At 42.6% G+C, this 15,675-nt stretch carries 11 protein-coding genes and 1 tRNA gene; 3 read left to right on the top strand and 9 right to left on the bottom strand.

From position 1 onward, the window contains the following. The first annotated feature begins 133 nt into the window (after positions 1-133). On the top strand, positions 134-1,462 hold the full coding sequence (locus tag AACU32_RS28145; protein ID WP_096604494.1) for an ATP-binding protein: 1,329 nt from the start codon (positions 134-136) through the stop codon (positions 1,460-1,462). Between the two features lie 42 nt (positions 1,463-1,504). Here AACU32_RS28145 and AACU32_RS28140 read toward each other — a convergent pair whose 3' ends face one another. The 5 genes from AACU32_RS28140 to AACU32_RS28120 form a co-directional block, all read right to left on the bottom strand. Continuing rightward, positions 1,505-2,059: a Uma2 family endonuclease gene (locus AACU32_RS28140; RefSeq protein WP_096604492.1), complete on the bottom strand. Its 555-nt coding sequence runs from the start codon at positions 2,057-2,059 to the stop codon at positions 1,505-1,507. Continuing rightward, on the bottom strand, positions 2,056-2,178 hold the full coding sequence (locus AACU32_RS28135; protein WP_339378334.1) for a hypothetical protein: 123 nt from the start codon (positions 2,176-2,178) through the stop codon (positions 2,056-2,058). Before AACU32_RS28135 ends, AACU32_RS28140 begins: the two co-directional genes overlap by 4 nt. Positions 2,179-2,333: 155 nt before the next feature. After that, positions 2,334-2,404: transfer RNA gene (locus AACU32_RS28130), tRNA-Gly, on the bottom strand. A 50-nt stretch (positions 2,405-2,454) separates the two neighbouring features. After that, entirely contained in the window at positions 2,455-3,672 is a 1,218-nt protein-coding gene (locus AACU32_RS28125) for a hypothetical protein (protein WP_096604490.1), read from the bottom strand. 74 nt (positions 3,673-3,746) lie between these two features. Beyond that, on the bottom strand, positions 3,747-7,262 hold the full coding sequence (locus AACU32_RS28120) for a response regulator (RefSeq protein WP_096604488.1): 3,516 nt from the start codon (positions 7,260-7,262) through the stop codon (positions 3,747-3,749). 783 nt (positions 7,263-8,045) lie between these two features. Here AACU32_RS28120 and AACU32_RS28115 point away from each other — a divergent pair. Together AACU32_RS28115 and AACU32_RS28110 are read left to right on the top strand one after the other, a co-directional pair. Beyond that, on the top strand, positions 8,046-8,663 hold the full coding sequence (locus AACU32_RS28115; protein WP_096608215.1) for a GNAT family N-acetyltransferase: 618 nt from the start codon (positions 8,046-8,048) through the stop codon (positions 8,661-8,663). 878 nt (positions 8,664-9,541) lie between these two features. Beyond that, on the top strand, positions 9,542-10,096 hold the full coding sequence (locus tag AACU32_RS28110) for a hypothetical protein (RefSeq protein ID WP_096604486.1): 555 nt from the start codon (positions 9,542-9,544) through the stop codon (positions 10,094-10,096). Positions 10,097-10,108: 12 nt separating this feature from the next. On the opposite strand, the gene AACU32_RS28105 is transcribed toward AACU32_RS28110, so the two are convergent. From AACU32_RS28105 to AACU32_RS28090, 4 genes are all read right to left on the bottom strand, one after another. Continuing rightward, entirely contained in the window at positions 10,109-11,257 is a 1,149-nt protein-coding gene (locus tag AACU32_RS28105; RefSeq protein WP_096604484.1) for a histidinol-phosphate transaminase, read from the bottom strand. 120 nt (positions 11,258-11,377) lie between these two features. Next, positions 11,378-12,031 (bottom strand): YqiA/YcfP family alpha/beta fold hydrolase, encoded by a 654-nt coding sequence (locus tag AACU32_RS28100; protein ID WP_445223195.1) that lies wholly within the window; start codon positions 12,029-12,031, stop codon positions 11,378-11,380. A 53-nt stretch (positions 12,032-12,084) separates the two neighbouring features. After that, positions 12,085-13,464, bottom strand: a complete 1,380-nt coding sequence (gene gor, locus AACU32_RS28095) for a glutathione-disulfide reductase (RefSeq protein WP_096604482.1) — start codon at positions 13,462-13,464, stop codon at positions 12,085-12,087. 308 nt (positions 13,465-13,772) lie between these two features. Further along, positions 13,773-15,497, bottom strand: coding sequence for a FecR family protein (locus AACU32_RS28090; RefSeq protein WP_096604480.1), 1,725 nt, complete (start codon positions 15,495-15,497; stop codon positions 13,773-13,775). Between the last annotated feature and the right edge of the window lie 178 nt (positions 15,498-15,675).

The following is a 15,675-nucleotide window of genomic DNA, read 5'->3' as shown; positions in this document are numbered from 1 at the left end:
CTACTCAGATTAGATTGCTATATTTAATCAAAAGATTCATGGCGTTGTAAAATTACTTAATAGGTATAGAATATACCTGAATTAACTTGCAGGCTGTAAGCTTCTGCGTTCAAAATCAGGTGAGATCAACTACATGGCAAAGCTCAAAATCTCGAAAAAAATATCTACTGCTTTAATTAATTCCCTTAGCGCCGGAGTAGTACCCAGGCTAGGAGTTGAACATATAGCAGTAGGTCGGGAACAAGAACTAAAAAGCCTATTACAGAATCTCGATGATATTGCAGAAGGGGTATCAGCATTTCGTTTTATCATTGGTAACTACGGTTCCGGTAAAAGCTTCATTCTGCAACTGATTCGCAACCGTGCGATGGAGCAAGGTTTTGTTGTAGCTGATACTGATTTATCCTCAGAACGTCGCCTAGCCGGAAGTAACAACGAAGGTTTAGCAACCTATCGAGAATTGATGAGTCGCTTAGCTACAAAAACTCGTCCTGATGGTGGTGCTTTAGTTTCAATTTTGGAAGGATGGATTAATAAAATCCAACAAGAAGTAGCAAAAGAAGCTGGAATACGCCCTAATGATGAAGGTTTTGATGACCAAGTTGAAGCAAAAATTAGGGAAGTTGTTCAGTATATTGAAGATTTAGTTCATGGATTTGATTTTGGTAGCGTTGTTATTGCTTATTGGCGTGGTTACCGCTTAGATGATGATGGCTTAAAAAATGCAGCCATGCGTTGGTTACGTGGAGAATTTACCACAAAAATTGAAGCCAAAGCAGCGTTAGGAGTGCGTGTCATCATTGATGATGATAGTTGGTATGACTACATCAAACTATGGGCGAAATTTGTCGCGGAAATTGGCTATAAAGGGCTGTTAATTCTCGTGGATGAATCGGTACATTTATATCAAATATCTACTACAGTTACACGAGAAAAAAATTATAATAGACTGCTAGCAATGTTTAACGACACCATGCAGTGTAAAGCCGAACATTTGGGTATTTTGATTGGTGGGACTACAAAGTTTTTAGAAGACCCAAATCGAGGATTATTTGCCGACCAAGCTTGGCGCAGACGTACCAAAGAAAGCCGCTTTGTTACCCAAGCTGGTGTTCAAGAATATTCAGGCCCAGTAATTAGATTAAATCCCTTAAGTCAACAAGAAGTTCTCACCCTATTGCAACGTATAACTGAAATTCACGCTTTAAATTTTGCGTATGAAAAAACTTTGACTAATAAAGAGTTAAATGAGTTTGTGCAAGAAATCGTTAATCGTTTAGGTGCAGAAGCATTGCTGACACCAGGAGAAATTGTCAGAGATTTTATCAGTGTGTTAAATATCCTACACCATAATCCTAAAATAGCGTTTGCTGAATTAATTCATGGTTCTAAATTTAAGCCTACGGCTGCGGGTAAAGATGCGAATTTAAATGAGGATAATGCTGCCGAATTTAGTTTGTGATTGGCTAAACTTTACCCAAAACTAAGCGGGTTATCTGTGCAATTAAAAGTTTAGCCAGCTAAAGACTTGCTCAACAGTTAAGGATAGGTCAATATTGCTGAGAACAGGAAGTGAGTCTGTGCCTGTGAGCATTTCGACTCGTTGATTTGGCAATATAGTTAAAATACTGGCATCCTCTGGAAAAATTAACCAACCTAGTTCTGTGCCATTTTGGGAACAGTGCAGCAGGTTACGGAGAACTTTCGCTTGGCTTTGGTCTGGTGAGAGAATTTCTATAGCCCAGTCGGGATGAGTTTCAAAGCGGTTAGCTATTCTACCGGATGCTTCACGGGGAATACGTTCCCAACGAAACACAGCAATATCAGGAACGATCGCAGCGCCACCAAAAACACAACGCAGTTCGCTTAAGGCTAGTGCAATTTTTTGAGGTTTGGCTGTGCGGTTAATTGCTTGGCAGAGTTCGACTTGTAGTAGGCTATGTTCTCCTTGAGGCATAGGTTTTTGGCTAATTTTTCCGTCGATATACTCAGAGGCGGGTTTAGTTTCCGGGAGTTCCAAAAATTCTTCTAAGGTGATGGATTTGACTAGTGTAGTCATAGTTTTTCCCTGTCAAATTCTCTTACATCTATTTTGCCTTTAACTGCATTGGATATTAAAGCCATGCTGTATTCTTCTAGTTTCTCTATTTCTTCGCGCACATTGGCATTTGAGTACATTCTCAGCTACACCCAATTCACAACCAATTTACGCCCAAACTACCGTAATCTACCGCAAATTTTTCTCTTGAAGCAGTATTTAAGTACTATAAGTCCACTATGCAGAGAAACTAAAAACCCTTGAAACACTGGACTTACAGGGGTTTTTACTAGTAAGCGGGCGGCGGGAATCGAACCCGCATTAATAGCTTGGAAGGCTATAGTTTTACCACTAAACTACGCCCGCGAATTTCCAACTTTAGTAGTATAACACAGTGGTAAATGAAAATCAAGAATTTAATTAGGGCTAGCAGGCTTGATTGTAATCCACATCAACAGATTGCTCGGCTTTGTTGTAGTGCGATCGCTGTTATGTCCAGGAATAAACTTTTCTGTCTGGAAAAATTCGTTGAACACCTGCTCATATCTACTTTTTTGAGTTTCTAGTGTCCTCGGTTCTATTCGTATGACTTCAGTTTGCTCAAAGTTGCCATTTTGATCAATTGTTAAGCTAACTAGGATTTTTGCTGTCTGAAGTCCAGAATCGAGGGGAAGTACACTTACATCAAATTGTGTTGTTTTACTTCCCTGATATACAGGCATAACGTCACTTAACACTTCAGGAGTCAATATACGCTGCTGTATTAATTGATTCACTTCATCTTTGGGTAAAGAAGCTATTGTTGCTACTGATGCTCCCCCAGTAGAAGTTTGTGGGTTGTTCCCTATTGGACTAGTAGAAGTTTGTGGGTTGTTTCCAATTGGACTGGTGGAAGTTTGTGAAGTGCTTCCACTGGAATTTGGCGAATTTCCTGGTGTTTTACCCTCAGAACCGGTTGATGTTTCCGGCGGAATTGATGGAATGCTTGATGGGAGAGGCGTTCCTTTGCCTAATGTATAGTCTCCGCGATCGGAGAGGTTACCTAATGGAACCTTGGCTATGGGTGTTGGTATGGGCGTTGGTATAGGTCTTGATTGAGTTGGGAATGTGGATTTAGGTGTGGGTGTTGATATAGGTCGGGATTGAGCGGGGAATGTGGATTTGGGTGTGGGTGCAAGTTTGGGTTTAGGGGTAGGCGTAGGTGTCGGCTGAGGATCTGTTTTTTGAGCAGAAAGTTGCCTATTAGCTTGAGACACCCTAGTTTTATCACTTTTCCGGAGGCTAGCAACAGCATTTATTGCACCATCATCTGAATTTGTAGACGTCGTTGGTGCAGTTTTCGGTAACTTTGCTGGTACAGACTTTTGCTTTGAAAGTGGTAGTTTTGGCGAAGCTGTTTTAGCTTTTGCTGCGGCTTTCGATTGTCCAGAAATATCGACAATCTCAATCGGAATACTAGTTTGGCTTTGCGATCGCCGCCATAAATTTGACTGATATGAGCGGATCAGCCAGAACGCTATTAAGTGCAGGCTCAATGAACCTATGACTACTCCAACCCATAAGCTAGGTGGGTCTGTATGTCGTCTCCAGTCTTTTGCTGGAGTTGAAGTTTTATCTGCAACCGATGGTGTCATATAAAATTTCAAACCGGATCTGATTGGGCGCTATTACTCTTTACTAGACTAACGCTTCAAAATCCAGTCTAATTTCAGCGATTAGCCATGATACCAGGACTGACAGCGAAGGTCAGAACTGTTTCATCTACTCCTTTAAGTTCTAAAGGACTAACTTTAGTGATTTCTTCATCCTGTAAATAATCTGCTACAGCAGCAGAAACTAGGATCGTACCGGGAATAGCGGCAGCTTGCAACCGAGCCGCAATATTCACACTAGGCCCAATCGCAGTATAATCAGCACGTTCGGCGCTACCAAACATTCCTACCACTGCTGTACCTTGGTGGATACCACAACGAAACTTGACACCAGAATGTCCGTGAGAGTCGAAGATTCCTTGGTCTCGCCAGCGCTGATTTAAGTTATCTAGAGCGAGGTGCATTGCTCTTGCTGTATTAATAGCACGACGCACCTGCTCATTTGGTGTTAATTCTTCTGGCGCTCCGTATAAGGCTAAGATAGCATCTCCCATAAATTTATCTACAGTGCCGCCATTGTCAAACACAGTTTTAGTCATGCCTTCTAAATACTCATTGAGCAACTCTGCTACTCTTCGAGATCTTAGAGTATTTGCTAGTTGAGTAAAACCAACTATGTCACTAAACAAAACTGTGATCAAGCGCGGTTCTGGTCGTAAATCTAGGGTTAAATCTCCGGCTGCGGCTTTTTTCACCAATACAGGCGGCAAAAAGCGTTTTAATACAGATTCTGTCAGATAAGTATTTAACTCCAAAACCCGACGTTCATTTTCCTTTAAGGCTAAGAGATTTCTAACTTCTGCTAGAAGTTCCCTGTCGTTAAATGGTTTAGCTAAATAAGCATCTGCTCCATGTTCTGTACTTTCAATCCGGGTTTCTTCATCAACTTTGGCTGTCAGCAGAATGATTGGTGTTCCTTTTAACTTTTCTTCCGTGCGGATCATCCGAATCATTTCTAGTCCTGTCACCAAGGGCATCATTAAGTCAGTAATAATCAAACTTGGCAACACTTTTTGCGCTATCTGTAATCCTTCTGCACCGTTACGAGCAGTATGGACTTGATAGCCATTGTTGCGAATAATATCAGATACGTAAGTTCGCAAATCTGGGTTATCATCTACAACTAAAATAGAATGTCCAGACTTGAAATGGTTGCCATTATTATTCCCTGGCGATTCCTGATTATCAGAATTCGTTAATAGGTCTTTTGGCAAAATATCGATATTTTCTATGGTTGGCTCGACTAGTTCTAAATCAGCTAATTCCACACTGGCACGGCTCGTGTTCAGTTCACAAGGCGTTTCCTGCACTTGGTGTACGGGTAAGTGAGTATTTCCTGTTAACAGATGCAGTGTAAAGGTTGTACCTTCACCGTAAACTGATTCTACAGTTACTTTACCGCCGTGCATTTCTACCAATTCTTTGACTAAAGCCAAACCTAAACCACTACCTTCATAGGAGCGATTTTCTGAGCCTTCAGCTTGGCGGAATCGTTCAAATAGGTGAGGAATTTGTTCTTTAACAATGCCAATTCCTGTATCTTGTACTTGTAATATGCAATTGTTTCCTTGAGATATAAGTCTGAGTGCGATCGTCCCACCTTCGGGAGTAAACTTCATGGCATTTGACAGGAGGTTATAAACGACCTTGTCAAATTTTTCCATATCCAAGTAAACTTGGGGGCATTTATCTAAATCGGTAACTAGATGCAGTCCCTTTTTTTCACAGTAGGGGCGAAAAGATTCGACAATTTGATTGACAAATTCATCTAAATCATAGGGACGGAAACTAGGCTGCATTCTCCCAGCATCCAAGCGTTGCAGATCTAGTAGTTGATTTACCAGTCTGAGCAATCGCCGAGAGTTACGCAAAGCGATCGCACTTTGGGCGTAAGATAACCCATCACCATTATTTACTGCTGATTCTAAAGGCCCTTGAATTAAGGTAATCGGAGTCCGGAACTCGTGGGAAATATTTTGGAAAAATTCGGTTTTTTGTTTATCTAATTGCAACAAGCGTTCAGCTTGGTCGCGGGTTTTTTGATATAAACGTGATTGTTGCACTGCGATCGCTGCTTGTGCGGCTACGGCTTTAGCTAACTCAATTTCCGAAGCTAACCATCGGCGTGATTTATTACCTTCACGTAGGGTAATACTACCGATACATTTGCCATCAGCTAATAAAGGCACAACCATGAGCGATCGCGCTGGCATTTTCAAAGGTAAATCAAACCCCCTAATTTCTACAGGACAATTGCTCATATCCGCAATTACCACTGGTTCCTGTGTCCGCAAAATTTCTTGCAGAATTGGATTCTCTTTAATGGGAGTCTGCGAATTAGGTAATTCTTGTGTTAAGTAATGATGATTATTTAATACTTGCTCCTGAACTGACTTAATAGTATTGTCTAAATTTTGCGAGCTGTCATACAATCCCACACACTGAACAAACTCATCTTCCTGTGTCCATAAAGATAGAACACAGCCATTAACTTGTAAGGCTTGTCCCAGCTGTTCTGTAATCGCCGCGAAGATATCTTGTGGATCGAGGCTAGAGCGAATCGCCGTAGTAATTGTATTAATCAGAGCTTCTCGCTTGGCAAGTGCGCGCACTTGCTCGTAAGTGTAAGCTTGAGATAAAGCCAGCGCTGCCTGATCTGCTACCATCAACACCAACTGTACTTCCTCTTCCTTCCAAATCCGGGATTGGGAGCATTGGTGTAATGCTAAGACTGCCATCAGTTCTTGTTGGCAAATTAACGGCACAACTAAGCTAGAGCTGATGTTAGCAGCAATAAAAGCGGCGCTACGTTTTTGCAGTTCTGGACTATCGCCTTGGATACGTTCATCATCTGCTACATGATGAATTACTTGGACTTCACGAGTTTCCCACAATGTTTGGGCTAACAGAGGTTGAGAAACAAAAGCAGAAGAATTATCTGCTTGCTCCCTTAGTCCCTCTGGCAAAGCCTTCTGGTAAATAAATCCTTCATCTACCAATTGTCCATCTTGGAAAGGACGTAAAAGACAGACATCCACTTCCAACATATGACCGACTGTATCGACAATTGCTTGTAAAATTTGTCGGTAGTCTAAAGCACTACGAATCGTATTAGTGACAGTGTTGAGCAGTGATTCCTGACGCAGTGTGCGTGTCAGTTCGCGGGTACGGGCTTTGAGGACATTGTGAGTATCCAGGGCTTGGCGTACTACTGCTTTGAGTTCCTCTGCTTCCCACGGTTTGGTGACATATTTGAAAACCTTACCAGCGTTGATGGCTTCCACTAAGTCTTCGACATCTGTGTAGCCCGTTAAGATAATCCGGATAATATCTGGATATTGAGTCGCTGTCAGGCTCAAAAATTCTGTACCGCTCATTATCGGCATCCGCTGATCGGAGATGATCACTGAAACCTCTCCTTCTTTTGCCAGCAGATCCAGTGCCGCAGGCCCAGAAGTTGCCCTTAGCACTTTGTAATCGCGATAGAAGGTGCGGTAAAGCAAGTCAAGGTTGTCTGGTTCATCATCGACAACCAATATTTTCGGCTTACTGTTTGCTTGTTGGGATTTCATGCACCGCTTTCCTGCTGCAACGGCAGTTGGATAAAGAATAATCTGATCAGACAGGGATGTTTCTGAGTCAGGTAAGAGCAGAGCATTTTGACGAATAAGGCTGTATGGCTACATGAGTGCTGAATGTCAAAGCATTTACTCACAGTAATTCGCCTCAATGGTATGCAATGATTGCCATTCGCTCTGAAGCAAGGTATTTTTTTTCATATTCAGTTTTAGTTTTACAGAGTCGATGCTTACCAAATATTTCCTCACCTCCAGCGAGAACTGTCAAAACACTATACACATACAGCACTCAAGGCTGGCTGAATAATCCATCTGTAGCTGCATATTAAGTTTTCCCGTTAAAGCAGTGGCACTAACACTTTTCGGTAAATTTTATTTATGGCGCGAAGCTGTGTCAGTTGTCAGTTGTCAATAGTCAATAGTCCAGAATCAAAAGTGTATAGTCTAGAATTTCTTGACCAATGAGCATTCTCCTACTACAGGCGTAGCCTTAGCGGTGAGAGTGTCAATATGGTATAATTTGACTAGGTACAACCAAGCCTGAAATTTCCTGACTGAAGCTGAAAATGTCGGTATGCGACAGCTTGGATACATTATATTGAGGGAGTAGTCTTTTTTCAGGTTGAAGCTTGCACTTTATTTACTGAGCTATCAAAAGACAATTTGCCCTATTTTGCAAATTCAAAGCTATGATCTGCTGAGTGTTTTCATAAACTTTTAAAGTGTTGCGGATATTTGAGAAAATTTTCATTAAATGTAATCAATACTAAACTAGCCTTGACATCCTGGTTTTTTAAAGCATACCACCAAGAGCAAGTTATACTGCCAGCGGATCTGTCTGAGCGCCAATTTCAAATCCGTGCCGCAACGCCTGCGGATTTGCATGGAGTGGCTGAAATTATTAGTGAAAGTTTTCACTCCCAACAGGGTATATGGGGATGGGCTTTTCCATTACTACGTTTGGGTATTTATGAAGACTTGAAGCACCGCTTGGCATCACCTGCACCCCATCACATTTGCTTAGTTGCTGCTGAGACTACTGGTGATGGGGCTAATAACTTAGTGGGAACTGTAGAATTAGGTGTTCGTTTTAGTAATTCTTGGACACAGGCGGGCAGAAGCTTTCCCTACCTGTCTAATTTAGCTGTTCGCCCACAATACCGTAGGCATGGTTTGGCTTCAGGGTTACTAAGAAACTGCGAAAAAGTTTCTCAGGAATGGGGATTCCAGGACTTATACCTGCATGTTTTAGAAAATAACTACCAGGCACGGCAGCTGTATTTCAAGTTGGGATACCGGGTACATAAAGTCGAATCTAATTGGAATATATTTTTGCTAAAGTCTTCAAATCAGATATTGCTACACAAAGATCTAAGAAATAATTCCAGCATCTGAAATTTATTGACTTGAAAGCCAGAACAAGGAAGGCTTAACAGACAATAAGGAGTGGATACGCATGTGTGAGAACTCAGGCACAGGTGCCACTGCGTTACTTTGGAAACCAGAATTGTCGCAAGTGGCGTAGGAGGAGTCCGTTCAAGTTGGGAAACCATGCACGGCAGCCGCTTCACAATACCGGGCTGCCTCATCACCATGTATGAAAAGGGATGAGGGGGACAAGGGGGACAAGGAAGCAGAGGAGGCAGAGGACAAATAACTATGCCTATTGCCTTCTTGACAACTGACAACTGACAACTGACTTTTTCAAGTTAGATGGGTAAGATTTTGATGCTGAGGGTTGCTGGATTTTGCCTTTGGGTAAGATTTTGAAAAATACTATATTTTGATAGATGTTGCTAATTTATAAATTATTTTAAATTGTTATTGCTAAATTTTTTATAATAAATACTATAAACTATCTCATAGCACTAAACGACATTCAGAATTACCCGTTCGCCAGGGTTTCAGACATTTACCTTGGTTAGTTGATTTACGCGCCTAATATACTACACATTAGTTACACTAATATAGAGCGAATATATAAACATAAAAACACTTTGGCTAAAAGATTGATTCCTCATCATAACTTTGTATTTCCGATATTGATCTTTATAAAAACTTTAAAAAAAGTTCATTACAAATAGCAGACAAAACCAGTTAAATTTCATAAAATATGATCACTCAAGTGTTCTAGTCAATTAATTTATACATATTTCACTCCAATTGACTTTCAAGTTCCTAATAATAAGAAAAATCAAAATCTCATTTGATTAAACGCAAATTACAGTTTTTAGTGCATACTACTATTCAATTATTCGCAAATCTAAGAAAACATGGATAGCGAACAATGCCGACGCTATCAGATTCCTATGGTATCAACTTATTATCCTGAAACCACTTTCTTTGACAATCTTGTCATGCCAGATGGAACTGAGCAATCGCACGGCTCGGATATCCTCACACTACTACATAGTGGACAAGTTTTCGTCATCAATAGTCGCAAACGTAATGGTTTAATTCTCTTTAAACGCTATCATGCCGAGTTTGCTGGGCCTGGGGCTGCTGTTGGTGGGGAATATGATGGTGATTGCCAAGGGGCATTACCTATAGGTAATTTATCTTTATTAACTCCCGAATCTTATGAGGAGCGTCAGAAGGCTTATTTAATTAGGCGACAATGGATTCGCTTGATTAAACAAATTACAGAAAACCCAGTTTCTGCGCAACGAGTCCAGAAGATTCTCGATCAATTTGAACAATACTTTCCACTGGAAACGGTAGCTAGTTTACCAGATGTTGCTTTTGCCCTATTAGTAGGCGTATTGCCACAAACGGTGAGCATGGTACGCCGTTTGGGTAGTGGAGTAGACGGTAGGTTTAATTACTAATTTAGTTGATGTTTAAAATGGAAGATTTGTCACAGCAGCCTGTAGCCGATTTAGGGTACGGGCGTTTTCTTCATGAGTCCCGATGGTAATTCGTAATCCTTGCGGAAGAAGGCGAACAAGCGTACCAGATTGTCTCAATTTTTGATGAAGATTTTGTAAAGCTGTGTTTTGGGGAATACTGCTATTTGGTGCGACACGCAAGTAAATAAAGTTCGCGGCGCTGGCTGTAACTTGTAAAGCTGGGTATTGTGACAACGCCTGGATTAATTTTTCGCGTTCAGTGAGTGTTTGAGAAATTGATGCAAGTAAAAGCTGGCGGTTTTGCAACGCTACCAATGCGGCGGCGATAGAGAAACTGGGGAGATTATAAGGTAAACGGACTTTTTCTAAAATGGCGATCGCTTCTGGATGGGCGACGCAATAGCCAACACGCAAAGCTGCTAACCGGAAAGCTTTAGAAAATGTGCGTAATATGATCCAATTCGGCCGCTGTAGTAATTCTTCAACTAAGGTAGTTTGGCTAAATTCAAAGTAAGCCTCATCAATTACTACCAAAATTTCTGCGCTCAGACTTCTTAACCAATCTAACTCTGATGCAGTTAAGCAATTAGCAGTGGGAGAATTAGGATGTACTACAAACACCACCCGGATGGGGGGATTTTGCGTTTGGGCGATTGCAGATTGTGCGGCTGGTAAATCAATTTCAAAATTAATTTCACTTCTACCAACTTCCACTACGGGAATACCCAAAGTTTTTGCCAAAATCCCATACATAGAAAAAGTGGGATTGGCAACTAAAATACTACCTTCTCCTCCTAGACAAGTAGCAATCAATAAAGAACGGATCAATTCATCTGAACCATTGCCCACAGAAATATTAGCAGCAGTCACACTAGATGATGAGAGAGCTGCTGACTCATTCACATACTCAGCGATCACTTCTTTGAGTGTCTCATGTCCGCCATCAGGGTAACGATTTGTTTCAATTACTTGCTGATAAGTCCAAGCCAGCTTTTCTTTTAACTCTGGCGGTAGATCGTAAGGGCTTTCATTGGTATCTAGCCGATCAAATTGTGTGGTGACTGCATCGGCTGTATCGCTGCTGGGATGTGGTTTGTAAGCTGTGAACTGAGCTAAATCTGACCGGATGAAGGGAAGCATAATTTTAGTCGATGGGAATTGGGCATTGGGCTTCGGCTTCGCTCAGCCACCAGGCATTGGGCATTGGACAAAGAACAAATGACTAATGACTAATGACTAATGACTAATGACAAATAATCTTCAAATTTTACAGCTTTCGGGTAACTGGCAGAAGCGGTAAATTTCTTGCCATATTTCTTCCATGACATTTGCCAAGCTGTGATCGCTATCGAGTTCGACTAACTCTACCCAAGGACGTGATTGCGCAAATTCTCGACTAGCTGCAATAGGAATAACTTCATCCTCAGTTCCATGCAAAATTAGGGTAGGAATTGGGCGTTGCAATAAATTCTCTTGATATTGGGCAGCATCTGCAACGAAATCGTAATTTAAAGGAAGTTCTCGCCCTTCTCCATAGTGATAAACCTGGAGATATTTTTCTTGTTGCCAACGCCGTACTTTTTCATCTCCTAGTTTAGGTAACCAATGGGATAAAAACCCAAAAGCTGGGGCTAACAAGACTAGACGTTGTACTTGTAAGGATTTTTGCCCTAAGTGGGCTGCGGTTAAACCACCTAAACTTGAGCCGATTAAGGTTACTGGGATAGAATCATCGGGAAATTCTGCCAGAACTTGAGTTAGCTGACGAGTGATTGTTAGGTGGGAAAAATCGCCAGCATTGAGATCGGGAATTTTGATTTTTGTGTTAATTCTGGCAAAGCGATCGCTCATATCTCGTGCTTTGGCAGAATTTGGGCTAGAAGCAAAGCCGTGTAAGTAGATAAAGTGATGCAAAATTTTTATCAACCAGTATTTCTTGTACAGACGCGATCGCGCCTGTACAAAATTTACCGCATGGTGACAAATTCTTCGGCGGCTGAAGGATGGATACCAACAGTAGCATCAAAGTCTTTTTTGGTTGCGCCCATTTTCACAGCGATCGCTACACCTTGAATAATTTCGGCGGCGCTGTCTCCTACCATGTGCGCACCGAGAACTTTATCGGTGTTAGCATCCACAACCAACTTCATCATGGTTCTTTCTTGGACACCAGTTAAACTGTAGTACATCGGACGGAAGCGGGCGCGGAAGATTGTGACTGCATCATCACCCAGTTTGGCTTTGGCTTCGGCTTCTGTCCAACCGACTGTAGCCGCTTCTGGGTTAGAAAAGATGGCTGTTGGTACAGTTTCGTGACTAAATTCGCGGCGGTTGTTACCAAATTCGCTATCAGCAAAAGCGCGTCCTTCACCAATGGCGACTGGTGTTAAATTTAAGCGATCGGTGACATCACCAACAGCAAAAATATTTGCTTGACTAGTTTGACTATATTCATTGACTGCGATCGCATTTGCTGTGCTGTATCCTGGCCCTTCCATCTCTGTGGCCACAACATCAACTCCAGCATTTTCTAAACCCAGTCCATCGATATTGGGAATCCGACCAGTGGCGACGAGAAACACATCAGCAATCACTGGTTCTATATTTTCCTCTGACAAGGACAACTTCACACCTTCAGGCACTTGCTCAACTGCTGTCACCAAGTTATTTTGAATGATGCGAATACCGTGATTGACCATTCCCTCCTGAATTCCCCTTTGGATATCTTCATCAAAACCCTTCAAAATCAGGTCTTTACGGATAATCTGTGTAACTTGGGAACCTAAACCACGCATGATGGAAGCAAATTCTGTGCCGATATAACCAGCACCAATAATGGCTATGTGCTTAGGTTGTTCTTTGAGGTGAAAAATTTCATTAGAGGTAATAGCATATTCCATCCCTGGTAAATCTGGTTTAACAGGCCGCCCGCCAACAGCAATTAAGATTTTATCGGCTGTAATTTTGCGTTGATCAACTTCTACAGTGTGGGGGTCTAATAAAGTAGCACGACTAGGAATCAGTGTAACTCCGGCTTTTTCTAAAAAGCTGATATGTAATTGGGATAGCCGCCGCACTTCCTTATCTATAGATGTAATGAAATGCTCCCAGTCCAACTTTGCATCACCGACTTGCCAACCATAACCTGCGGCATGATTGAAAAGTGCCGGAAAATGCGAGCCGTACACCATGAGTTTTTTGGGGACACAACCGCGAATCACACAAGTTCCACCAACTAAATCATTTTCTGCGATCGCCACTTTTGCCCCATAGCTAGCAGCGCGTTTGGAAGCCGCCAAACCCCCAGAACCCGCACCAATTACAAATAAGTCGTAATCAAAAGTCATAAATTTATGTATCTCTTGCGCAACAATTAAGCTTTCAAAAACTTACACAGGCTAATCTGCCGTTGAAGTCCTATTCTTGATTTAATCTAGCGTTAGCAGATGCTCTAGCATCAGGAGCAACAATACCTAGTTTTTGATAGCTGTAGCTAATATTTAGAACTACTTGTTGCGATCGCAGTATTTAAATATACATTTGAATCTTCGACCTGAAATAAGTTTAGGGGTAGCAGGCTTTTTACCTAGCTCCCCCTAGATTCTACTCAGTTAATTTGCTGGCTCTACATTGTTATATAAGCAACATCAAATTTTTAGCTCGTTGGTCTTTCGGGTGGCTCGGTCGGTGTGACAACAGGTGGTTGAGAAGGCCCACCGTCCGTTGTTGGCGGTGTGACAACAGGTGGTTGAGAAGGCCCACCGTCCGTTGTTGGCGGTGTGACAACAGGTGGTTGAGAAGGCCCACCGTCCGTTGTTGGCGGTGTGACAACAGGTGGTTGAGAAGGCCCACCGTCCGTTGTTGGCGGTGTGACAACAGGTGGTTGAGAAGGCCCACCGTCCGTTGTTGGCGGTGTGACAACAGGTGGTTGAGAAGGCCCACCGTCCGTTGTCGGCGGTGTGACAACAGGTGGTTGAGAAGGCCCACCGTCCGTTGTCGGCGGTGTGACAACAGGTGGTTGAGAAGGCCCACCGTCCGTTGTCGGCGGTGTGACAACAGGTGGTTGAGAAGGCCCACCGTCCGTTGTCGGCGGTGTGACAACAGGTGGTTGAGAAGGCCCACCGTCCGTTGTCGGCGGTGTGACAACAGGTGGTTGAGAAGGCCCACCGTCCGTTGTCGGCGGTGTGACAACAGGTGGTTGAGAAGGCCCACCGTCCGTTGTCGGCGGTGTAACAACAGGTGGTTGAGAAGGCTCACCGTCTTTTGTCGGCGGTGTGACAACAGGTGGTTGAGAAGGCCCACCGTCCGTTGTCGGCGGTGTGACAACAGGTGGTTGAGAAGGCCCACCGTCCGTTGTCGGCGGTGTGACAACAGGTGGTTGAGAAGGCCCACCGTCCGTTGTCGGCGGTGTTACCGACGGTTGGACAGGAATTTGCGGTTTTGTTAAAGATTGACTAGTATCAACATTATTATTGTTACTATTGTTACCTGGTTGCCCACTTAATTGGACTTCCCCTGTGTCCACAAAAGAGTCTACTGAGGAATCATCTTGGCTTGGGTCTAATGAAGCATCCTCTTGATTGCTGTTGTTGCTATTGTCATTGCTAGGAGAATCTGAGGAAGTAGCTGTTAGCTGCAAGAATGACGGATTTTCTAGTACTCCTTCGCCCTTAAGTGGCGTTTGTGTAGCGATCGCGGCTGCGGTTTCGGCTTGAACGCTGGCGATCGCCGGATCAGGTGTAGGTGCAAGATTCTGTCTAGTCAAATCCAGTCCTCGAACTAGATCGCTGGTTTCATAAAAATGTCTTAAATCAAACTCGTACAAGCCCTGGAATTTGTCTTTGACAATCACTATCAGTTGTCCTGCTTCCAGCACCCGACTTTGAGAACCTTTTTTATTCGACACTTCAATCCCGCTGTTTGTCAGCGCACCCACAATTGTAGTATCAGTTTGTTTGTCGTAGCGCACGAATAATCCTGAACCACGAATTGCTGCTGCTGCATTCGGCGTATTTATACGTGTTTGTCCCTGTCCAGGTGGAATCAGCAGTAACACTGTTCCATTTGATAAGCTAAAGTTACGGGTTTTGGGTAAAAACTGAAATACTGCCTGTTCCCCAACCCTTGCCAAAGAACCGTCGTTGAAGCGTAAATCTGCCAGAGATGCTCGACCAGTCGATAACCCATCCCCTGGCTTCATTGGATCTAATTTACGTGCTGGACGCTTCTTGGTATTTTTAGGAATTAACTGCACCAAGTTACGCAGATCCTGAATTTGAGCTTGCGTCAGAGGAATGGTTGCATTTGCCGGTCTTGACAAAGGCAACACCACAACTCCCCATATACCGATCGCTAAAAGTGGGAACAATTTCTTAAACATAATTAGCAACTCGAAAAATTTCACGCTAATCAATCTAGTTAAAGACAAATTCTGCTCTTTAACAGAATATTTGGTTATTTTTTATACTTTACCTAAAATTTAAGTAATTTGTAATGCTGAGTATGATTAGGAGATTTTCCTAAAAAAGATGAGTATATTATCATACTTATTTTAAGCA

The sequence above is a fragment of the Calothrix sp. NIES-2100 genome (genome assembly GCF_963875285.1).
Taxonomy (GTDB): Bacteria; Cyanobacteriota; Cyanobacteriia; order Cyanobacteriales; family Nostocaceae; genus Aulosira.
This window is presented reverse-complemented; position numbering and strand designations above follow the sequence as displayed.